Annotated in this window: 17 protein-coding genes and 1 tRNA gene; 6 read left to right on the top strand and 12 right to left on the bottom strand. The window is 71.9% G+C overall.

Translation table 11 applies throughout. The features are described 5' to 3' along the window. Positions 1-177: 177 nt before the first annotated feature. From LRS74_RS15560 to LRS74_RS15550, 3 genes are read right to left on the bottom strand one after another with little or no spacing between them, the layout of a single operon-like run. Positions 178-996 (bottom strand): ABC transporter permease, encoded by an 819-nt coding sequence (locus tag LRS74_RS15560; protein ID WP_277741568.1) that lies wholly within the window; start codon positions 994-996, stop codon positions 178-180. Next, complete coding sequence (locus LRS74_RS15555) at positions 993-1955, bottom strand: ATP-binding cassette domain-containing protein (RefSeq protein WP_277741567.1); 963 nt, start codon at positions 1953-1955, stop codon at positions 993-995. The genes LRS74_RS15560 and LRS74_RS15555 overlap by 4 nt, the downstream gene beginning before the upstream one ends. Positions 1956-1988: 33 nt before the next feature. Next, on the bottom strand, positions 1989-2657 hold the full coding sequence (locus tag LRS74_RS15550) for a DUF4097 family beta strand repeat-containing protein (protein WP_277741566.1): 669 nt from the start codon (positions 2655-2657) through the stop codon (positions 1989-1991). 223 nt (positions 2658-2880) lie between these two features. On the opposite strand from LRS74_RS15550, the gene LRS74_RS15545 reads away from it, so the two are divergent. Then, entirely contained in the window at positions 2881-3606 is a 726-nt protein-coding gene (locus LRS74_RS15545; RefSeq protein WP_277741565.1) for a helix-turn-helix domain-containing protein, read from the top strand. A gap of 103 nt (positions 3607-3709) precedes the next feature. Here the strand turns inward: LRS74_RS15545 and LRS74_RS15540 are convergent. The 4 genes from LRS74_RS15540 to LRS74_RS15525 form a co-directional block, all read right to left on the bottom strand. Then, positions 3710-3796 (bottom strand) — tRNA-Ser (locus LRS74_RS15540). Between the two features lie 61 nt (positions 3797-3857). Continuing rightward, positions 3858-4358: a tRNA adenosine(34) deaminase TadA gene (gene tadA / locus LRS74_RS15535; RefSeq protein ID WP_277741564.1), complete on the bottom strand. Its 501-nt coding sequence runs from the start codon at positions 4356-4358 to the stop codon at positions 3858-3860. 69 nt (positions 4359-4427) lie between these two features. Beyond that, positions 4428-4955: a hypothetical protein gene (locus LRS74_RS15530; protein WP_277744772.1), complete on the bottom strand. Its 528-nt coding sequence runs from the start codon at positions 4953-4955 to the stop codon at positions 4428-4430. A gap of 140 nt (positions 4956-5095) precedes the next feature. Further along, positions 5096-5278: a hypothetical protein gene (locus LRS74_RS15525; RefSeq protein ID WP_144383014.1), complete on the bottom strand. Its 183-nt coding sequence runs from the start codon at positions 5276-5278 to the stop codon at positions 5096-5098. A 159-nt stretch (positions 5279-5437) separates the two neighbouring features. Here LRS74_RS15525 and upp point away from each other — a divergent pair, with 159 nt between their 5' ends. Further along, on the top strand, positions 5438-6073 hold the full coding sequence (gene upp / locus LRS74_RS15520) for a uracil phosphoribosyltransferase (RefSeq protein ID WP_277741563.1): 636 nt from the start codon (positions 5438-5440) through the stop codon (positions 6071-6073). Positions 6074-6363: 290 nt separating this feature from the next. Here the strand turns inward: upp and LRS74_RS15515 are convergent, their stop codons facing one another. Both LRS74_RS15515 and LRS74_RS15510 read right to left on the bottom strand, forming a co-directional pair. Next, positions 6364-7065, bottom strand: coding sequence for a LytR C-terminal domain-containing protein (locus LRS74_RS15515; RefSeq protein WP_277741562.1), 702 nt, complete (start codon positions 7063-7065; stop codon positions 6364-6366). Between the two features lie 250 nt (positions 7066-7315). Further along, entirely contained in the window at positions 7316-7612 is a 297-nt protein-coding gene (locus tag LRS74_RS15510) for a type II toxin-antitoxin system VapB family antitoxin (RefSeq protein WP_003986294.1), read from the bottom strand. An 88-nt stretch (positions 7613-7700) separates the two neighbouring features. Here LRS74_RS15510 and LRS74_RS15505 point away from each other — a divergent pair, with 88 nt between their 5' ends. Next, complete coding sequence (locus LRS74_RS15505; protein ID WP_277741561.1) at positions 7701-9326, top strand: helicase HerA-like domain-containing protein; 1626 nt, start codon at positions 7701-7703, stop codon at positions 9324-9326. Positions 9327-9395: 69 nt separating this feature from the next. On the opposite strand, the gene LRS74_RS15500 is transcribed toward LRS74_RS15505, so the two are convergent. From LRS74_RS15500 to kdpB, 3 genes are all read right to left on the bottom strand, one after another. Beyond that, positions 9396-10964: a M28 family metallopeptidase gene (locus LRS74_RS15500; RefSeq protein WP_277741560.1), complete on the bottom strand. Its 1569-nt coding sequence runs from the start codon at positions 10962-10964 to the stop codon at positions 9396-9398. 172 nt (positions 10965-11136) lie between these two features. Continuing rightward, complete coding sequence (locus tag LRS74_RS15495) at positions 11137-11721, bottom strand: HhH-GPD-type base excision DNA repair protein (RefSeq protein WP_277741559.1); 585 nt, start codon at positions 11719-11721, stop codon at positions 11137-11139. A gap of 112 nt (positions 11722-11833) precedes the next feature. After that, on the bottom strand, positions 11834-14005 hold the full coding sequence (gene kdpB, locus LRS74_RS15490) for a potassium-transporting ATPase subunit KdpB (RefSeq protein ID WP_277741558.1): 2172 nt from the start codon (positions 14003-14005) through the stop codon (positions 11834-11836). A gap of 293 nt (positions 14006-14298) precedes the next feature. On the opposite strand from kdpB, the gene LRS74_RS15485 reads away from it, so the two are divergent. From LRS74_RS15485 to LRS74_RS15475, 3 genes are all read left to right on the top strand, one after another. Further along, positions 14299-16329, top strand: a complete 2031-nt coding sequence (locus tag LRS74_RS15485) for an APC family permease (protein ID WP_277741557.1) — start codon at positions 14299-14301, stop codon at positions 16327-16329. Positions 16330-16463: 134 nt separating this feature from the next. After that, complete coding sequence (locus LRS74_RS15480; RefSeq protein WP_347178136.1) at positions 16464-18731, top strand: terpene synthase family protein; 2268 nt, start codon at positions 16464-16466, stop codon at positions 18729-18731. 235 nt (positions 18732-18966) lie between these two features. Then, positions 18967-19626, top strand: coding sequence for a DUF4360 domain-containing protein (locus tag LRS74_RS15475; protein WP_277741555.1), 660 nt, complete (start codon positions 18967-18969; stop codon positions 19624-19626). The last annotated feature ends 37 nt before the right edge of the window (positions 19627-19663 follow it).

Here is a 19663-nt window from a genome sequence, read left to right as displayed (position 1 = left end):
ACGCGACGAGGGAAGACGCGACGACGGACGACACGACGACGGAGGGCCCCACCCGTGCGGGTGGGGCCCTCCGTGTCTCCTCGCGTACGAACGGGGCGGCGTACGCCGACGGGGTGTCGGTGTGCGCCGCCCCCGGGTGGGACGAGTCGCGGGAGCCGGCCCGCGTGGTCATGGCGGTTATCTCGGGTCGTCGTTGAACCTCGCGGTCGACCAGCGGTAGCCGAGCACCGCGAGGCCCAGGCACCAGGCGACGGCGAGCCATCCGTTGTGGCCGATCTCGGTGCCGAGCAGCAGGCCGCGCAGGGTCTCGATGGCCGGGGTGAACGGCTGGTACTCGGCGATCGGCTGGAACCAGCCCGGCATCGCGTCGAGCGGGACGAAGGCGCTGGAGAGAAGCGGCAGCAGGATCAGCGGCATGGCGTTGTTGCTGGCGGCCTCGGCGTTCGGGCTGACCAGGCCCATGCCGACCGCGATCCAGGTGAGCGCCATGGCGAAGAGCACGAGCAGTCCGAACGCCGCGAGCCACTCCAGGGCGGTGGCGTCGGTGGAGCGGAAGCCGATGGCCACGGCGACGGCGCCGACGAGGACCACGCTGGCGATCGACTGCAGCACGCTGCCGATGACGTGCCCGATGATCACGGAGCCGCGGTGGATCGCCATCGCGCGGAAGCGGGAGATGATGCCCTCGGTCATGTCGTTGGAGACGGAGACCGCGGTGCCGACCACCGTGCTGCCGATGGTCATCAGCAGGAGGCCCGGGACGACATAGGCGATGTACTCGGCGCGGTCCGGGCCGCCGCCGTCGAGGCCCGCGCTCATGGTGTCGCCGAAGACGTAGACGAAGAGCAGCAGCAGCATGATCGGCGTGAGCAGCAGGTTCAGGGTGAGCGACGGGTAGCGCCGGGCGTGCAGGAGGTTGCGGCGCAGCATCGTGGAGCAGTCGCGTACGGCCAGGGAGATCCGGGTCGGGCGGGTGGGAGCCAGCGGGGCGCTCATCGGACCGTCTCCTTGGGCTGGTTGGGCACCTTGGTGCCGCTGGTCAGGGCGAAGAACACGTCGTCGAGGTCGGGGGTGTGGACGGTCAGCTCGTCCGCCTCGATGCCGGCCGAGTCCAGCCAGTCGAGGATGGAGCGCAGTTCGCGCTGGCTGCCGTCGCTGGGGAGTTGCAGTGCGAGGGCTTCGTCGTCCCGGGACGCCTCGCGCAGGGTGGCGGCGGCGGACTGGTACGCGGTCGGGTCGGCGAAGCGGAGGCGTACGTGCCCGCCGGGGACGAGTCGCTTCAGCTCCTCGGCGGTGCCCTCGGCGGCGATCCTGCCGTCGTTCAGCACCGCGATGCGGTCGGCGAGTTCGTCGGCCTCCTCCAGGTACTGGGTGGTGAGGAAGACGGTGACGCCGCCGGAGACGAGCTCACGGATGATCTGCCACATGTTGTGGCGGCTGCGCGGGTCGAGGCCGGTGGTCGGCTCGTCGAGGAAGATGATCCGCGGGTTGCCGACCAGCGTCATGGCGATGTCGAGACGGCGCTTCATGCCGCCGGAGTAGGTGGAGGCGGGCTTCGACGCGGCCTCGGTGAGGTCGAAGCGCTCCAGCAGCTCGGCGGCGACCCGCCGCCCCTCGCGCTTGCCGAGGTGGTGCAGGTCCGCCATGAGGAGCATGTTCTCCTCGCCGGTGATCAGGCCGTCGACGGCGGAGAACTGCCCGGTGACGCCGATCGCGGCCCGTACGGCCTGCGGGTCGGCGGCCAGGTCGTGGCCGCCGATGCGGATCCGACCGCTGGCGGGGTCCGGGGAGACAAGGGTGGAGAGGATCTTCACGACGGTGGTCTTGCCGGCGCCGTTCGGGCCGAGCAGGGAGAAGATCGTTCCTTCCGGGACGGCCAGGTCGACGCCGTCGAGGACGGTCTTGTCGCCGTAGGACTTGCGCAGTCCGTTCGCCGCGATGGCCAGGTCGGTCACGAGGGGTGCTCCTTCTTGCGGGCTGCGGGCGGTTTACAGGCTGCGGGCGGTGATGTCGCCGTATGAGGTGGTCGCGTGGACGCTCAGGCCGTGGACGCCGTCGGTGTTCTTGAGCGCGTTGTGGATCCGGCCGTAGCCGGTGCCCGCGTCCAGGGAGGCGGAGACTCCGCGGGCGGCGCCGACCGAGATGTCGCCCTGCTCGGTGCGCAGCGTCACCGTGCCGCGCACGGCCTCGGTGACCTGGATGTCGCCCCTCTGGGTGCTGATCTCCGCGGGGCCGCCCAGGCGGCCGACCGAGACGTCGCCGTCGAGGGCGATGAGGCGGGCGCTTGCGGCCTCGTCGAGCTTGACCGAGCGGTGGCCGCCCTCGAAGACGACGTCGCCGAGCCGTCCGACACCGCGGAACTCGGCGGCGGCCGCCTTCGCCTCGACGCGGGAGCCGGCGGGCAGCTGCACGGTCACCTCGACGGATCCGGAGCTGCCGAGGATCCGGCTCTTCGCCGGCGCGGCCTCGATCCGCAGGACGCCGTCGCCGTATGCGACCTGGATCTGCTCCGCCGCCTTCACGTCGCGGCTCTTCGAGGCGTCCGCGGGCAGGACCTCCACCGTGGTGTCGGCCCGGTCGGCGGCGATGAACCGGATGCGTCCCGCGGGGATGTCGAGGACGGTGGCGATCGGGGCGGTGGTGTCGAACTTCTGCATGATGTTCTCCTGCGACTCGTTGTTTCTGATGACGGAAACGCTACGTTGCCTTTCCGAATCTCACAACAAGCTTGTTGCGCAGGATCCGTATAACCGCAGGTGAGACCCGTAATATCGTTGCAATGGGCCAGAATTCAACGCAACGTCAGAGGCTCTGGTCGTTGCAATGATTTGAGAGTGAACGCTATACTGGAGGCATCCGAGAGGTGCGAAGGAGATCGCGATGCCGGGAGGCAGGCTCACCCAGCAGGAACGCCAGCAGATCGCGCTGGGGCTGGCCGACGGCCTCGCCTACGCGGAGATCGCCAGGCGCCTCGACCGTCCGACCTCGACGGTCACGCGTGAGGTGATGCGCAACGGCGGCCCCATCGGCTACCGCGCCGACCTCGCCCACCGCGCCACCGAACACCGCGCCCACCGGCGCAGGCAGGCCGCGCCCCGGGGGTCGGAGGCGCCCCCGCAGGCCCAGGGGCGCGACACCGAGGCGCTGCGCGCGTACGAGGAGACGCTCACCACCGTCTTCATGCAGTCGGGCATGCCCAAGATGACGTCTCGGGTGATGGTCTGCCTCACCCTCTCCGACAACGGCAGCCTCACCGCGTCCGAACTCGTCCAGCGCCTCCGGGTCAGCCCGGCGTCCGTCTCCAAGGCGATCGCGTTCCTGGAGAGCCAGGACCTCGTCCGCCGGGAACGCGACGAAGGCCGCCGCGAGCGCTACGTCGTCGACGACGACGTCTGGTACCAGTCGATGATCGCCAGCGCCCGCGCCATCGCCCAGATCGTCGAGATCACACGACAGGGCGTCGGCATCGTCGGGCCCGACACCCCGGCCGCCACCCGCCTGGAGAACATCGCCCGCTTCCTCGACTTCGTCTCCGAGAGCACCGCCCGCGCCGCGGAACAGGCCCGCGACATCCTCTACGTGAAGCCCGACACGACCTCGGAGTGAACGGGGGCCTGAGTCGGGCCTCCTGAGGCCAGGACTGAGACCAGAACTGAGACCACAACGACGGAGGGCCCCACCCGATCGGGTGGGGCCCTCCGTCTGAGAGCGGTAGCGGTGGGATTTGAACCCACGGAGGAGTTGCCCCCTCACACGCTTTCGAGGCGTGCTCCTTAGGCCGCTCGGACACGCTACCGAGAGAGAGCTTAGCGGACGGTGGGCCGTGCTCCGAAATCGGTTGTCGGAAGAGGGCGGGCTCAGGGCTGGGGGCGGTCGCGGAAGAAGCGGGTGAGGAGGGTGGCGCAGTCCTCGGCGAGGACGTCGTGGATGACCTCGGGGCGGTGGTTGAGCCGGCGGTCGCGCACGACGTCCCAGAGCGAGCCGACCGCGCCCGCCTTGGGGTCGACGGCGCCGTAGACGACCCGGTCGACGCGGGACAGCACGATGGCGCCCGCGCACATGGTGCACGGCTCCAGGGTCACCACCAGCGTGCAGCCGGTCAGCCGCCACTCGCCGATGCGTCGCGACGCCTCGCGCAGGGCGAGGACTTCGGCGTGGGCGGTGGGGTCGCCCGTCGCCTCGCGTTCGTTGTGGCCGCGGCCGAGCACCGCGCCGTCGGGGCCCAGCACGACGGCGCCGACCGGCACATCGCCCGTCTCCGGGGCTCGTACGGCCTCGTCGAGGGCGAGCCGCATGGCGGCGCGCCAGGGGTCGCGTACGGGGTCGGGAGCGACGGCGGGCGGGGGATCAGCGGTCATGGCACCAGTGTGGGTGACGGGCGGTGGCCGGCTACGCGGGCGGGTGGGGTCGGGCGGGGGGATCGGGGCTCAGCGCACCGCCTCCAGGACGTCGGTGCAGCCCAGTGCGTCCGCGAGGGTGCTGAGGGCGTCCCCGTCGAGCGAGAGCAGCTCTCTGTGCGTCACGCCGAGGTCGCTGAGGATGCCGGGGTCGCCGACCGGCCCGCGCGGGACCAGCGGCTCCGATCCGGGTGCCGCGTCCTCGTCCTCCGCGGGCTCGGGCTCGCCGTCCTCGGTGCCGTCGAGGTTCAGGCTGTCCAGGTCTTCGGCGTCGCTGTCGTCCCTCCCGATGAGCTCGTCGACGAGCATGGCGCCGTACGAGCTGCGGCCGGCCGCGACCCCGTCCGAGACGAAGACGCGCGGGTCGTCCTCGCCGTCCACGCGGACGACGCCGAACCACGCGTCTTCCTGCTCGATGAGGGCCAGCACCGTGTCGTCGTCGACCGCGGCCTCGCGGGCCAGGTCGGCCAGGTCGGCCAGGGTCTCCACATTGTCGAGCTCTGTGTCGCTCGCTTGCCACCCGTCTTCGGTGCGCGCGAGCAGTGCGGCGAAGTACACCGTGACTCTCCCACTGGTCATAGGCGTGCCGGAGCGGGCGGGGGACCACGCCCCGCCCATTCGGAATCGTGGCAGAAACAACGGCGTCGCGAGAGGTCTTCCGCGCTGCGTCGTGCCGCGGTCCTGGGAGATGTGGCTCACTACCACCGAAACGTCCGCATGCGCATGGCCTGCCGGGCCCGCGCGGCCCGGGCCCGGCGCGGCTGAACCCGGTCCCGCAGCTCTCTGGCCTCGTTCAAGTCGCGTAGGAACTGGGCGCGTCGTCGTCGCCGGTCCGCGTCGTTCTCCGCCGTCATGCCGCCGAAGTCGTCTCGATCAGCCATGGGCAACACCACCTCGGGCCGAGGTCTCCGCCCGGTGGGACAGTCCGGGCGTACGTGCCCACTTTCCCCCGAAGTGGTGGTTTGATGCCACCGCGCGGCAAAGTTTCGGCAGGTGCCGGGCGGACGCCGGTGCCCGAAAGCTCGGTTAATGTCGATGTCATGCGGATCCACGTCGTCGACCACCCGCTGGTGGCGCACAAACTCACCACGCTGCGCGACAAGCGCACCGACTCCCCCACCTTCCGGCGGCTCGCCGACGAGCTGGTCACCCTGCTCGCCTACGAGGCGACGCGGGATGTGCGCACCGAGCAGGTCGACATCGACACCCCGGTGACGGCGACCACCGGCGTCCGGCTGGCCCGGCCCCGTCCGCTGGTGGTGCCGATCCTGCGGGCCGGCCTCGGCATGCTCGACGGCATGGTCCGGCTGCTGCCCACCGCCGAGGTCGGCTTCCTCGGCATGATCCGCGACGAGGAGACGCTGCAGGCGTCCACCTACGCCACCCGGATGCCGGACGACCTCTCCGGTCGCCAGGTCTATGTGCTCGACCCGATGCTCGCCACCGGCGGCACCCTGGTCGCGGCCATCAACGAGCTGATCTCCCGGGGCGCCGACGACGTCACCGCCCTGTGCCTGCTGGCCGCCCCGGAGGGCGTCGAGATCATGGAGCGCGAGCTGGAGGGCGCCCCGGTCACCGTGGTGACCGCCGCCGTCGACGAGCGGCTCAACGAGAGCGGCTACATCGTTCCGGGCCTCGGCGACGCCGGCGACCGGATGTACGGCGCGGCCGGCTGACCTGCCGCCCCGGGCTCGGCCCGAGCCGCGGTCTTCGCCGAAACCGTCATATCGCCGCCGTGGTGGGTCCCCGCCGCGGCGGCGACGCCGTTCCCGGACGGATGCCGGGGCCGGCACGACGACCCTGACGGACGACGTCCGTACGGCGTACGACACCAGCCCGCCGGCGCGTGCCGGCGTCGTGCGGGCGTCGTACGACGCCTCGCCGGGCCCGTCGGTCCCCGGCCCGCGGCGGCACGCCGCGTAAGGCGTGGGGCGGGCGCGTGCGGCGTCGTTTCGGAGGCTCCCGGTCAGCCCCGGGCGGTGGGCTCGCACTTCGCGGCGGCGCCGTCCGCCGCGGACGGGGCGGGCTTGGTCAGCGCGGCCAGCGCCCGGTCCGCCTCCCGCTTCGCGGTGAGGTCGGTGAAGGCGTCCCCGATGATCAGGTCGACGTCCTTGCCGCCGCGGGCGTCGTTCTTGGTGCGGACGTCGCGCACCTGCGTGCCCAACACGTCGAAGGCGCCGTTGGTGGCCGCCGGGGCGCCCAGCAGCAGGCCGGGGGCCTTGATCTTCTTGTCGTACTCGGCCGTGGCGTTGCCCACCTCGCCGATCCTGAAGCCGCGCTTCTCGAGCGCCTCGGCGGTCTCCTTGGCGAGCCCGGTGCGCTCGGTCGCGTTGTAGACGTTGACCGTGATCTGGGACGGCTTGGGCACGGCCGTGGCGGACGGGTTCGGCCCCGTGGCGGGCTGGCTCCGCGTCTCGGTGTCCCGACCGCCGTCCGCGCAGTCTCCCCGCCCCTCGGTGCCGTGGGCGGCCGTGCGCGTGCCCTCGTCGTCACCCGAGAAGACGTCGATGAGCTGCACCGTTCCCCAGCCCAGGAGGCCGAGCGCCGCGGCCGAGCCGACGGCGGCGAGCACCAGCCGGCGCCGACCCGTGGGGCGGCGCATCCGCGGATAACGGTTGCCCGTGATCCGGTAGTTTCCGCCCATGCCGGGAGGGGTGAGCATGCTCATGGTCGCAGCGTAATGCGGCCCGCAGCTCATGCCTACTAGATGATCAATGGTTGCCGGCCCGCCCGGCGCAAAGCCAACCCAAAAGGGTCAATACCGGCCCGCGCGTGGAAGGGTGAGCGCGCATCAACCGCACGACGGCGTGCGGACGGCACACGGTGGCGCGGGGCGCGGCGCGCGCCCTGGAGCCGCCGGGGCGCAGAGGGGGAGAACGCCGGAGCGGTGCCCGCGCCATGGCGCGGGGCCAGTGGTGTCAGCCCAGTTCGAGCACGCGCGCGTGCAGCACCTGACGCTGCTGGAGCGCCGCGCGCACCGCACGGTGCAACCCGTCCTCCAGATAGAGGTCGCCCTGCCACTTCACGACGTGGGCGAACAGGTCGCCGTAGAACGTCGAGTCCTCCGCGAGCAGCGTCTCCAGGTCGAGCTGCTGCTTCGTGGTGACCAACTGGTCAAGGCGTACCGGGCGTGGGGCGACATCCGCCCACTGGCGGGTGCTTTCCCGGCCGTGGTCGGGGTACGGCCGCCCGTTTCCGATGCGCTTGAAGATCACACGGAAAGCCTACCGGTCAAGTGGGTTCCGGCGCAGCCAAGGCGGCGGAGTGCGAAGGTGACAAACAACCGCATATATGGAGCGAGCCATGAATGAGAGCCCTCCGTCCGCCACCGAGCGCTCCCCCCGAGCGCCATGGGAGGACGTCCCGAGGCGGATCGCCGAGGCGTATCTCTGCTCCGGGCCGGCGCTCGATCTCGGCGCGCTGCTGTGGGACGGCGGCTGCCGCGCCGACGCTCCGATCCGCGTCCCGCTGTCCGTCCTGAACCGCCACGGGCTGGTCGCCGGCGCCCCCGGAAGCGGCAGGACCACGACGCTCCAGCTGATCGCCGAGCAGCTCTCCGAGGCCGGGGTCCCGGTCTTCCTCTCCGACGTTGAGGGCGACGTCTCCGGGATCGCCGCCCCCGGCGCGGGCGGGGAGCGGGTCGCCCGGCGGGCCGCCGAGGTGGGGCAGGAGTGGTCGCCGGGCGGCTTCCCCGCGGTGTTCTACGCGCTGGGCGGCATCGGCCCCGGCGTTCCGCTGCGCGCCACCGTCACCGACTTCGGCCCGCTGTTGCTGGCGAGGGCGCTGGGCCTCGACCGCACCGAGGAGCGGTCGCTCGAGCTGATCTTCCACTACGCCGACGCCGAGGGCCTGGAGCTGATCGAGCTCAGGGATCTGCGGGCGGTGGTCGCCTTCCTCGTCTCCGACGAGGGCAAGACCGAGCTCAAGGCCGTCGGCGGGCTCTCGGCGGCGACCGCGGGGGTGGTCCTGCGGACGCTGACCGCGTTCGAGCGGGAGGGCGCCGGCGCGTTCTTCGGGGAGCCGGAGTTCGACACGGCGGAGCTGCTGTGCACCGCCCCGGACGGCCGTGGCGTCGTCTCCGTGCTGCGACCGCCCGCCGGCCAGGACCGGCCGCGGCTGTTCTCCACCTTTCTGATGTGGCTGCTGGCCGACCTCTTCCACGAGCTGCCGGAGGTCGGCGACGTGGACCGGCCCAAGCTGGTGTTCTTCTTCGCCGCGGCCCGTCCGCTCTTCGACGACGCCTCCGCCGGGTTCCTGGAGTCGATCACGCGGACGGTGCGGCTGCTCCGCTCCAGGGGTGTCGGGATCTACTTCGTGACCCGGGCGGCGGGCGACGTCCCGGCCGAGGTGCTCGGGCAGCTCGGCAACCGGGTGCAGCACGCGCTGAGCGCCCTCACGCCCGACGAGGCCACGGCGCTGAAGGCGACCGTGCGGACCTTTCCCGAGACCGCCTATGACCTGGAGGGGCTGCTCACCGGGCTGGGGACGGGCGAGGCGGTGGTCACCGTGGTGAGCGAGCGGGGCGCGCCGACGCCGGTCGCGGCGGTGCGGCTGCGGGCGCCCCGGTCCCGCATGGGGCCGATCGAGCCGGCGGAGCTGGAACGCGCGGTCACCGGCTCCGTGCTCTTCGAACGTTATGCACAGGCTGTGGATCGCGACGCCGCGTACGAGAAGCTGGCCGCGGTCGAGGCCGCGAAGGAGACGGGGGCGGCGGGAGCCGCGGCCGCTTCCGCGGGGCCCGGGACGGGCGCGGGCGGTGGGGAGCGGAGGGCCCGGCGGGACCGAGAGCCCCGGTTCGAGCCTGAGACCCTCGTCGACCAGGTCGTCGGCGGCGGGATCCGCACCACTCTCGCCCGTTCGGTCGCCACCCGGCGGGGTGGGGAGATCTCCCGTTCCCTCTGCGGCACGGCCCGCCGCCGCGGGCGCTGAGCGCTCGGCCCGGCGCCCGCGGCGGTGAGTGGTGGTGCGCGCTGTGCCGTCTGCGGTGCTACGCCGTCGTCACTCCGTCACCCGGTCGTGGTCGTCGTGCAGCCCGCCGCCGCTGCCCGCGTCACCCGTGGTGGGCACGGTGGTCACCGGCTCGGACAGCGAGCTCAGGTCGTGGGCGTAGGTGCCGACGGCGTTCGCGATCACGTCGACGTTGGTGTCCAGGGCGTCGAGGTCCAGGTTGTCGATGTCGTCGCACGCCGCGTGGTAGCAGGCGTCGTACGCCACGCCCGCCTCGCCGCCGTACTTCGCGGCCTGGCCGGCCGTCTTGACGCCCTCGGCGCCGGTGAAGGTGCCGCCGGAGGGGATGCCCACCTTGATGAACGGGCCGTAGTCGGAGCGGCCGGTGAAGTCGGTGCCCTCGTGCGGGAGGCCCCGGCGGTCCAGGAAGTCGTTGATCTGCTTCTCCAACTGGGCCGAGCCCGCGGGGCCGGCCGGGGCGCCGACGCCGTCGGAGTTGTCGCCGTCGTAGACGAACTGGGCGGCGTTCGGCGAGGCGATCATGTCGAAGTTGAGGTAGAGCGCGATCTGCTTGCGCTGCGCCTCGGTGAGCTTGGCGACGTATGCGTCGGAGCCGAGCAGCCCCAGCTCCTCCGCGGACCACCACGCGAAGCGGATCTTGTTGGTGGGCTTCTTGTGGGTCTCGGCGAGCTCCAGCGCCACCTCCAGCAGACCGGCCGAGCCGGAGCCGTTGTCGTTGATGCCGGGGCCGGCGGCGACGGAGTCCAGGTGCGAGCCGAGCATCACCGTCCGGTCGGGGTTGCCGCCGCGCGTCTCGGCGATCACGTTGTGGGTCCGGCGCTTCTCCTGGAGCTCGCGCACCTCGAGGGTGACGGTCACCTCGCCGCGCCCGGCCTCCGCGACCAGCGCCTCGCCGTCGGCCTGGGAGATGCCGCCGGTGGGTATCCGGGCGTCGGCCGGGTCGCCGATGGTGCCGTTCAGCGCGCCCGGCACGTGGTTGTAGACGATCGCCCCCACCGCGCCGGCCTCGGCCGCCGCCTTCTGCTTGTCCGCGAAGGCGCAGCCGCCGCGCTTGATCAGCGCGATCTTCCCGGTGAAGCCTCCCGAGGCGTAGTCCGCGGCCTCACAGCCGGGGGTGTCGTCGACCCGGGCCACGGCCACGGCGGCCGTGATCCCGCCGACCGGGGTGCTCTTGGTGTACGTCAGCTCCTTGATCGGCACGTCCCGCGGCGCGGGGGAGACCACCGAGAGCTTCTCGGCGAGGGCCTCGGTGTACGTGAACTCGAAGGGCTGGTACGAGACGCGGTAGCCGGCCTTCCGGAGCAGCTTGTAGACGTACGCGGCGGAGGCGTTGTGGCCGGGTGAGCCGGCGGCGCGATGGCCGTCCGACTCCTCGGCTATCTCCTGGAGTCTCTCCAGGTGGTCCAGGGCGCCCTCGGCGGAGGACGCCCGGACCAGCTGGCGCGCCAGCTTCCGGGCCTTCTTGGCGGGGTCCTCCCCGTGGCCGGCGCCCTGCGCCGGGGCGGCCGAGGCCGAGGAGATCAGCAGCGGTGTGGCCAGCGCGGCGGCGGCCAGCGCGGCGACCGCGCGGCGCGCGGATGACAGAGAACGGACGTCCATGGGAAGCGGTCCTTCCAGGCATACGAGGCCGTGCCGGGGACCCTGTGCGCCCCGGGGTCGCCTGAGCCTGCCCCGCGCGGAGCTCTCCGATACATGACGACACCGCGCCGATAGCCGAAGACATCCGCGGCCTCGACCGACGACACCCCGCGGCCGCGCGGCCGCGTGCGCCTCATGCCTGTTTCGCCTTCGCCGCCCGCTTCATCTCCTGCTTGTACGCCCGCACCTTGTCCAGGGAGGTGGGGCCGGTGATGTCGGCGACGGAGCGGTAGGAGCCCACGTCCCCGTAGGGCCCGGCGGCCTCGCGCCAGCCGCGGGGGCGCACGCCGAACTGCTTGCCCAGCAGGGCCACGAAGATCTGCGACTTCTGCTGGCCGTAGCCGGGGAGTCGGGTGAGGCGGGAGAGGAGTTCGGCGCCGCTGTTGACATCGCGCCAGACGGCGCCGGCATCGCCCGCGTAGTGCTCGACCAGGTACTGGCACAGCTGCTGCACCCGCTTGGCCATGGCGGCCGGGTAGCGGTGCACGGCGGGCTTCTCGGCCAGCAGTTCGGCGAACCGGTCGGGGTCGTAGACGGCGATCTCGTGGGCGTCCAGGTCGTCGCGCCCCATGCGCCGCGCGATGGTGTACGGGCCGGCGAACGCCCACTCCATGGGCACCTGCTGGTCGAGCAGCATGCCGGTCATGATCGCCAGCGGGCTGCGTCCCAGCAGGGCGTCGGCCTCGGGCTGCTGCGCGAGCCGCACGGTGGCGTCCATGGGCACCTCGGTCGTTGCCGTCCTCGCTGGTCGTCTTCGCCCATTGTCGGACGAGCGCACGGGCCTCGCCAGGCGGAGCGGCCGCCGTGCCGCCCATGCCCGCGAGGCGGTGTCAGCCGAGGCCGGGGATGGTCGAGACCAGCATGTCGATCAGCTTGATGCCGATGAACGGCAGGACGAGGCCGCCCAGTCCGTAGACCGCGAGGTTGCGGCGCAGCAGGTCGTGCGCGGAGGCGGGTGTGTAGCGCACGCCGCGCAGCGCGAGCGGGACCAGGGCGATGATGATCAGCGCGTTGAAGATGATCGCGGAGGCGATCGCCGAGGTCGGGCTGTGCAGCCCCATGATGTTGAGCGCCTCCAGCCCCGGATAGGCGGAGGCGAACATGGCCGGGGTGATCGCGAAGTACTTGGCGACGTCGTTGGTGATCGAGAAGGTGGTGAGCGCGCCACGGGTGATGAGCAGCTGCTTGCCGATCTCCACGATCTCGATGAGCTTGGTCGGGTCGGAGTCCAGGTCGACCATGTTCCCGGCCTCCTTGGCGGCGGAGGTGCCGCTGTTCATCGCCACGCCCACGTCGGCCTGGGCCAGCGCGGGCGCGTCGTTGGTGCCGTCGCCGGTCATCGCCACCAGCCTGCCGTCGGCCTGCTCCCGCTTGATGAGGGCGAGCTTGTCCTCGGGGGTGGCGCGGGCCAGACAGTCGTCCACGCCGGCCTCGGCGGCGATCGCCTTGGCGGTCAGCGGGTTGTCGCCGGTGACCATGACGGTACGGATGCCCATCCGGCGCAGCTCAGCGAAGCGCTCCCGGATGCCCTCCTTCACCACGTCCTTGAGGTGGACCAGGCCGAGCACCCGGGGTCCGTCCCCGTCGTGCGTCGCGACCAGCAGCGGGGTGCCGCCGGAGGCGGCGACCGTGTCGGCGTACATCCGCGCCTCGGGCGGCACCCGGCCGCCGTACATCTCCACCCAGCGGATCACCTCGGTCGCGGCGCCCTTGCGGATGTGCCACCGGGCACCGTCGTCCCAGCGCAGGTCGACGCCGCTCATCCGGGTCCTGGCGCTGAACTCCACGAAGCGCGCCCCGCTCAGCTCCTGCGGGGCCGGCTCGCGCAGCCCGTACCGCTCCCGGGCCAGGGCGACCACCGAGCGGCCCTCGGGCGTCTCGTCGGCGAGGGAGGCCAACTGCGCGGCGTCCGCCAGCCGTACCTCGTCCACGCCGGGCAGGGCGACGAAGGCGGCGGCCTGGCGGTTGCCGTGGGTGATGGTGCCGGTCTTGTCGAGCAGCAGGGTGTCCACGTCGCCCGCCGCCTCCACCGCGCGGCCGGACATGGCCATGACGTTGCGCTGGACCAGCCGGTCCATGCCGGCGATGCCGATGGCCGAGATCAGCGCGCCGATGGTGGTGGGGATGAGGGTGACCAGCAGGGCGACCAGGACGGTGGTGGACTGGGCGGCGTCCGCGTAGGAGGCCATCGACTGGAGGGAGACGACGACCAGCACGAAGACGATGGTGAGCGCGGAGAGCAGGATGTTCAGCGCGATCTCGTTGGGGGTCTTCTGCCGGGAGGTGCCCTCCACCAGGGCGATCATCCGGTCCAGGAAGCTGTGGCCGGGGCGGGAGGTGACTCGCATGACGATGGCGTCGGACAGCACGGTGGTGCCGCCGGTCACCCCCGAGCGGTCGCCGCCGGCCTCCCGGATGACCGGCGCCGACTCGCCGGTGACGGCGGACTCGTCCACCGCCGCCACGCCGGCCACCACCTCGCCGTCGGCCGGGATCGGCATCCCCGCCTCGACCAGCACGAAGTCGAACATCTGGAGCTCGCCGGCGGAGACCGTCACCACCTCGGCGCGGTCCGGCTCCACGCCCACCCGCCAGTGCCGCAGCCGCTGCGCCACCATGGTGGTGCGGGCCCGGCGCAGCGACTCGGCCTGCGCCTTGCCGCGGCCCTCGGCGACCGCCTCGGCGAGGTTGGCGAAGATCACCGTCAGCCAGAGCCAGCAGCCGATCACCCAGGTGAACACCGACGGGTGCACGACGGCGGAGACGGTGGTCAGCAGCGCGCCGGTCGCCACCACGAACAGCACCGGGTTGCGCGACAGCACCCGCGGGTGCAGCTTGCGCAACGCCTCGGGGAAGCCCCTGAGGAAGGAGACGGGGTCCAGCAGGCCGCCCGGTGCGCGGCGTCTCCGCCGCCGGGCACCCCGGTCACCGGGCCGGTGCACGGGCCGGTGCTCGATGTCACGCGGATCCGTCGGAGCCTGCTGCGAAGCGGCGGGAAGCATGGGGGTGACCTTCTCCGGGGCTTGGGGACAGCCTCGCAATCTAGGTGCGCGCACGGCCGCGGAACCGTGCCTACCAGGGAGAATTCACGCCTTCCTGACGCCCCGTCGGTGAACGCGTCAAGCGTCTGTCAAAAGGTCCGGAAAGGGTGTCAGGAGGTCGTCAAAGCCGGCCACCGGCGTCCGGACCCGCTCACGGCGCCGCGACGACGAGCAGGGCCCGGGGCGTGGGTGGGTATACCGCCGAATGCGCCGCACGCCGGGTATGCGAAGCATGCCCGGCTTACGCTCGCGCTGTGTTCAACCTGACGGGTCTGCTCAAGCGGCTGGTGATCGGCCGGGCGCGGCGCAGCGAGGAACTGCACGAGACGCTGCTGCCCAAGCGGCTCGCGCTGCCGATCTTCGCCTCCGACCCGCTGTCCTCGGTCGCGTACGCCACGCAGGAGATCCTGCTGGTGCTCACCCTGGGCGGGCTGGCGTATCTGCACTTCACCCCCTGGATCGCGCTGGCCGTGGTGTCTCTGATGACCGTGGTGGTGCTGTCGTACCGGCAGGTGGTGCACGCGTATCCGAGTGGCGGGGGCTCGTACGAGGTCGCCTCGACCAACCTCGGCGCCTCAGCCGGGCTGGTGGTCGCCTCGGCGCTGCTGGTCGACTATGTGATGACGGTGGCGGTCTCGGTCGCCTCCGGGGTGGACAACATCATCTCGGCGGTGCCGGGGCTGGCCGATCACCGGGTGCCGATGGCGCTGACCTTCGTGGCCCTGCTGACGGCGGTGAACCTGCGCGGGGTGCGCGAGGCGGGCTCGGCGTTCGCCGCCCCGACCTACCTCTTCATCACCGGCGTGCTGATCATGGTCGGCACGGGGCTCTTCCGCTATCTGATGGGCGACGCGCCGGTGGCGGAGAGCGCCCGGTACGGGATCGAGCCGGAGCCGGCCGACGCCGGTCTGACCGGGCTGGCGCTGCTGATGCTGGTGCTGCGCGCCTTCTCCAGCGGCTGTACGGCGCTGACCGGCGTGGAGGCGATCTCCAACGGGGTGCCGGCCTTCCGCAAGCCCAAGTCGAAGAACGCGGCGACGACGATGGCGGCGATGGGCCTGATCGCCATCACCATGTTCAGCGGCGTCACCACGCTGGCGGTGGTGGCCAAGGTGCACATGGTGGAGCACCCCTGCCACCTGATCGGGCTGCCCGACTGCGAGGACCACACCCAGCGCACCGTCATCGCCCAGCTGGCCGCAGCGGTCTTCGGCGGGCCGCAGTCCCTCGGCTTCTACTACATCCAGGCGGCCACCGCCCTGGTGCTGATCCTGGCGGCGAACACCGCCTACAACGGCTTCCCGCTGCTCGCCTCGATCCTCGCCCAGCACCGCTATCTGCCGCGGCAGCTGCACAACCGGGGCGACCGGCTGGCCTTCTCCAACGGCATCCTGGCGCTGGCGGTGGTCGCGGGGCTGCTGCTGTGGGCCTACCGGGCGGACGTCACCAGCCTGATCCACCTCTACATCCTGGGCGTCTTCACCTCCTTCACGCTCTCCCAGTCCGGCATGGTCCGGCACTGGAACCGCGAGCTGCGCACCGAGCCCGACCACGCCGTCCGACGCCGGTACCACCTGGCCCGCACCGTCAACGCCACCGGCGCCGTGGTCACCGGGCTGGTGCTGGTGATCGTGCTGGCCACCAAGTTCACCCAGGGCGCCTGGCTGGCGGTGCTGGCCGCCACCCTGCTGTGGCTCATGATGCGCGCCATCCGGCGCCACTACGACGCGGTCGCCGCGGAGCTGGCCGTCGCCGACCCGCGCAGCGAGCTGTCGCGGCCCTCGCGGGTGATCGCCATCGTGCTGGTCTCCACGCTCCACAAGCCGACCCTGCGGGCGCTGTCGTACGCCCGCGCCTTCAGGCCGGACCGGCTGGAGGCGCTGACGGTCGCGGTGGACCACGAGGAGGCGGCCGGGCTGCAACGGCAGTGGCAGCAGCTGGACATCGAGGTGCCGCTGAGGATCCTGGACTCGCCGTACCGGGAGATCACCCGTCCGGTGGTGGAGTATGTGCGCTCCATCCGCCGCACCAGCCCGCGGGACGTGGTCAGCGTCTTCATCCCGGAGTACGTGGTGGGCCGCTGGTGGGAGCACCTGCTGCACAACCAGTCGGCGCTGTGGCTCAAGAGCCGGCTGCTGTTCACCCCCGGGGTCATGGTCACCAGCGTGCCCTGGCAGCTGACCTCCTCCGTGCGGGCCGACCGGCCCGCCGCCCGCGCCCCCGGCTCGGTGCGGCGCGGCGAGCCGACCACCGAACGCCCGGCGCACCACCGGGCCAGGTCGTGACCCCGCCGCGCCGTTTGTATGACTGTTCTGGATTCCGGATAACCGGCGACGGGCCGGGGTAGTGCTGAGCGCGCCGTCCGGGCGGCGACGGAACGGCTCTCTCAGTAGACGGCTTTCAGTAAAGGTGGGCGCTCGTGGCACAGCCGTTTGAACTCCCGGACTTCTACATGCCGTATCCGGCGCGGCTGAACCCGCATCTGGAGGAGGTCAGGGCCCACTCCACGGCCTGGGCCCGGGAGATGGGGATGCTGGAGGGCTCCGGGGTCTGGGAGCAGAGCGATCTGGACGCCCACGACTACCCGCTGTTGTGCGCCTACACCCACCCCGACTGCTCCGGCCCGGACCTCGCGCTGGTCACCGACTGGTACGTGTGGGTCTTCTTCTTCGACGACCACTTCCTGGAGACCTTCAAGCGCACCCAGGACCGCGAGGCGGGCAAGGCGTATCTGGACCGGTTGCCCGCCTTCATGCCGATGGACCTGTCCGCCGGCATGCCGGAGCCGGTCAATCCGGTCGAGGCGGGGCTGGCCGACCTGTGGACCCGTACGGTTCCGGCCATGTCGCTGGAGTGGCGGGCCCGGTTCGCCGAGAGCACCGAGCACCTGCTCAACGAGTCGCTCTGGGAGCTGTCCAACATCAACGCCGGGCGGATCCCCAACCCCGTCGAGTACATCGAGATGCGGCGCAAGGTCGGCGGGGCGCCGTGGTCGGCCGGACTGGTGGAGTACGCGGCCCGTGCCGAGGTGCCCGCGCGGGTGGCCGACTCCCGGCCGCTGCGGGTGCTCCGGGACACCTTCTCCGACGGGGTCCACCTGCGCAACGACCTCTTCTCGTACCAGCGGGAGACCGAGGAGGAGGGCGAACTCGCCAACGGAGTGCTGGTGTTGGAGACCTTCCTCGGCTGCACCACCCAGCAGGCCGCGGACGCCGTCAACGACCTGCTGAGCTCGCGGCTGCGGCAGTTCGAGGACACCGCCCTCGGCGAACTCCCGCCGCTGTTCGCCCGGGAGGGCCTGGACCCGCGGTCCTGCGCGGACGTGCTGCGGTACGTCAAGGGGCTCCAGGACTGGCAGGCGGGCGGCCACGAGTGGCACCTGCGGTCCAGCCGCTATATGAACGAGAAGGCCGGGGCCGGGGCGCCCGGGGCCGCCTGGTCGCCCTTCCGGGTCGAGGGGCTGGGGACCTCGGCGCTGGACATCCGGGGGGCGATCGGGACGTCGCTCGCCGCCAGGGCGCGCAGCCACGGCCATGTGCCCTTCCAGAGGGTTGGGCCGTCCCGGCTGCCCGACTTCGAGATGCCGTTCCCGACCACCCTCAGCCCGCATCTGCCCACGGCCCGGCGGAACACCGTCGCCTGGGCCCGGGAGACCGGGATCCTGGGACCGCAGACCGGGCCCGGGACGCCCGGGGCCGCGGTCTGGGACGCGGAGAAGCTCGCGGACTACGACTTCCCGCTGTGCGCGGCCGGGCTGCACCCGGAGGCGACGCCCGAGGGGCTCGACCTGGAGTCGCAGTGGCTGACCTGGGGGACCTTCGGGGACGACTACTACCCCGCGGTCTTCGGCCGCGTCGGGGATCTGGCCGGTGCCGCGGCCTGCAACGAGCGGCTGCTGGCCCTGATGTCCGTGGAGTCCCCCGACGCGCCGCCGCTCGCGCCCGTCAACGGGATGGAGCGCTCCCTCGCCGACCTGTGGGCCCGTACCGCCACCCCGATGGGGGTCGAGCAGCGCCGGGAGTTCCGCGGCGCCGTCGAGCGGATGCTCGGCAGCTGGCTGTGGGAGCTCGACAACCAGGTGCGGCACCACGTCCCGGACCCGGTGGACTACATCGAGATGCGCCGCCTCACCTTCGGCTCCGACCTCACCATGGCCCTGGCCCGCTTCGCGCACGGCAGGCGGCTCCCGTCGGAGATCTACCGCAGCGGGCCGATGCGCTCCCTGGAGAACGCCGCGGCCGACTACGCCTGCATGATCAACGACGTCTTCTCGTACCAGAAGGAGATCGAGTACGAGGGCGAGGTGCACAACGTCGTCCTGGTGGTGCAGAACTTCTTCAGCTGCGACTACCCGACCGCGCTGGCCATCGTGGACGACCTGATGAAGTCGCGGATGCGCCAGTTCCAGCACGTCGCCGCGCGCGAACTGCCGGTCGTGTGCGACGACTTCGGTCTCGACCAGGCCGACCGTGAGCAACTGGCCGGGTATGTCCGGGAGCTGGAGAACTGGCTGTCCGGGATCCTCACCTGGCACCGGGGCTGCCGCCGCTACCGCGAGGAGGACCTGCGCCGCCACCACGCGAGGGCCCGGGCGGGGTCGCCGCCGGCCGGGCCCACCGGGCTCGGCACCTCGGCCGCCCGGCTGCTCGCCGGCCGGGGCGGCCGGGCGGCGGTGGGCGCGGGGTAGCGGCCCGGCGGGGCGGCCGCCGGAGGGGGAGGCGGCGGGGCGCGATCGGTCTGGCCCGTTGTGGTCTGTTCTCGCGGCCCGCCGGTTCCTACGGTTTCACTACTTCATTCACCGTTCCTGCGCATGGCCGGAGGGTGTCTCCGCTATTGGCATGAGCATGATCGGTATCCCCATGAAGTGAGCACCCGTCGCACCGTCCCCACGCACGTCCACCGACAATCGATCGGAGCACCCCATGGCAGCACGTGCCCTGTTCACGGGCGCCGCGACCGCGGCCTTGTGCGCGTCGATGCTCTCCGCCCAGCCGGCCTCGGCCGGCTCGTCCGGCCCGACCCTCCCGCCCGACAAGATCCAGATCGAGATCGCGACGGTCAACGGATCCGGCTGTCCCGCGGGCACCGCGGCGATCGCCGTCTCCCCGGACAACACCGCGTTCACCGTGACGTACAGCGCCTACACGGCCAAGGTGGGTGCCGGCGCCCAGCCCACCGACTTCCGCAAGAACTGCCAGCTCAACCTGATCGTGTACGTGCCGCACGGCTTCACCTACGCCATCGCCAGCGCCGACTACCGCGGCTTCGCCCACCTGGAGCGCGGCGCGTCCGCCGTCCAGAAGGCCTCGTACTACTTCCAGGGCTCCCAGCAGACGATGCCGATCAGCCACCCCTACGCCGGCCCGTACAGCGACAACTGGCAGGAGAGGGACGAGACCGAGGTCGGCCAGGTGGTCTGGGCCCCGTGCGGCGAGCGGCGGAACTTCAACATCAACACCGAACTGCGGGTGAACGCCGGCTCCTCGGACCCGCGGAAGACCAGCTTCATGGCCATGGACTCCGTGGACGGTGACATCAACACCGTCTACCGGCTGATCTGGAAGCAGTGCCCGCGGCGGTAACCGCTCCGCGGTAGGCGCTCCGCGCGAAGTGCCGTGA

It is taken from the genome of Streptomyces sp. LX-29 (assembly GCF_029541745.1).
In the GTDB taxonomy this organism is placed as follows: domain Bacteria; phylum Actinomycetota; class Actinomycetes; order Streptomycetales; family Streptomycetaceae; genus Streptomyces.
The sequence above is the reverse complement of the archived record's forward strand: the minus strand, read 5'-3'. Positions and strand labels throughout refer to the sequence as shown.

Coding starts and splice junctions, on each gene's coding strand:
- LRS74_RS15545 (WP_277741565.1), top strand. CDS start 2,881: ATGCCGGGAGGCAGGCTCACCCAGCAGGAACGCCAGCAGATCGCGCTG.
- kdpB (WP_277741558.1), bottom strand. CDS start 14,005: ATGCTTCCCGCCGCTTCGCAGCAGGCTCCGACGGATCCGCGTGACATC.
- upp (WP_277741563.1), top strand. CDS start 5,438: ATGCGGATCCACGTCGTCGACCACCCGCTGGTGGCGCACAAACTCACC.
- LRS74_RS15505 (WP_277741561.1), top strand. CDS start 7,701: ATGAATGAGAGCCCTCCGTCCGCCACCGAGCGCTCCCCCCGAGCGCCA.
- LRS74_RS15525 (WP_144383014.1), bottom strand. CDS start 5,278: ATGGCTGATCGAGACGACTTCGGCGGCATGACGGCGGAGAACGACGCG.
- LRS74_RS15560 (WP_277741568.1), bottom strand. CDS start 996: ATGAGCGCCCCGCTGGCTCCCACCCGCCCGACCCGGATCTCCCTGGCC.
- LRS74_RS15500 (WP_277741560.1), bottom strand. CDS start 10,964: ATGGACGTCCGTTCTCTGTCATCCGCGCGCCGCGCGGTCGCCGCGCTG.
- tadA (WP_277741564.1), bottom strand. CDS start 4,358: ATGACCGCTGATCCCCCGCCCGCCGTCGCTCCCGACCCCGTACGCGAC.
- LRS74_RS15550 (WP_277741566.1), bottom strand. CDS start 2,657: ATGCAGAAGTTCGACACCACCGCCCCGATCGCCACCGTCCTCGACATC.
- LRS74_RS15495 (WP_277741559.1), bottom strand. CDS start 11,721: ATGGACGCCACCGTGCGGCTCGCGCAGCAGCCCGAGGCCGACGCCCTG.
- LRS74_RS15515 (WP_277741562.1), bottom strand. CDS start 7,065: ATGAGCATGCTCACCCCTCCCGGCATGGGCGGAAACTACCGGATCACG.
- LRS74_RS15475 (WP_277741555.1), top strand. CDS start 18,967: ATGGCAGCACGTGCCCTGTTCACGGGCGCCGCGACCGCGGCCTTGTGC.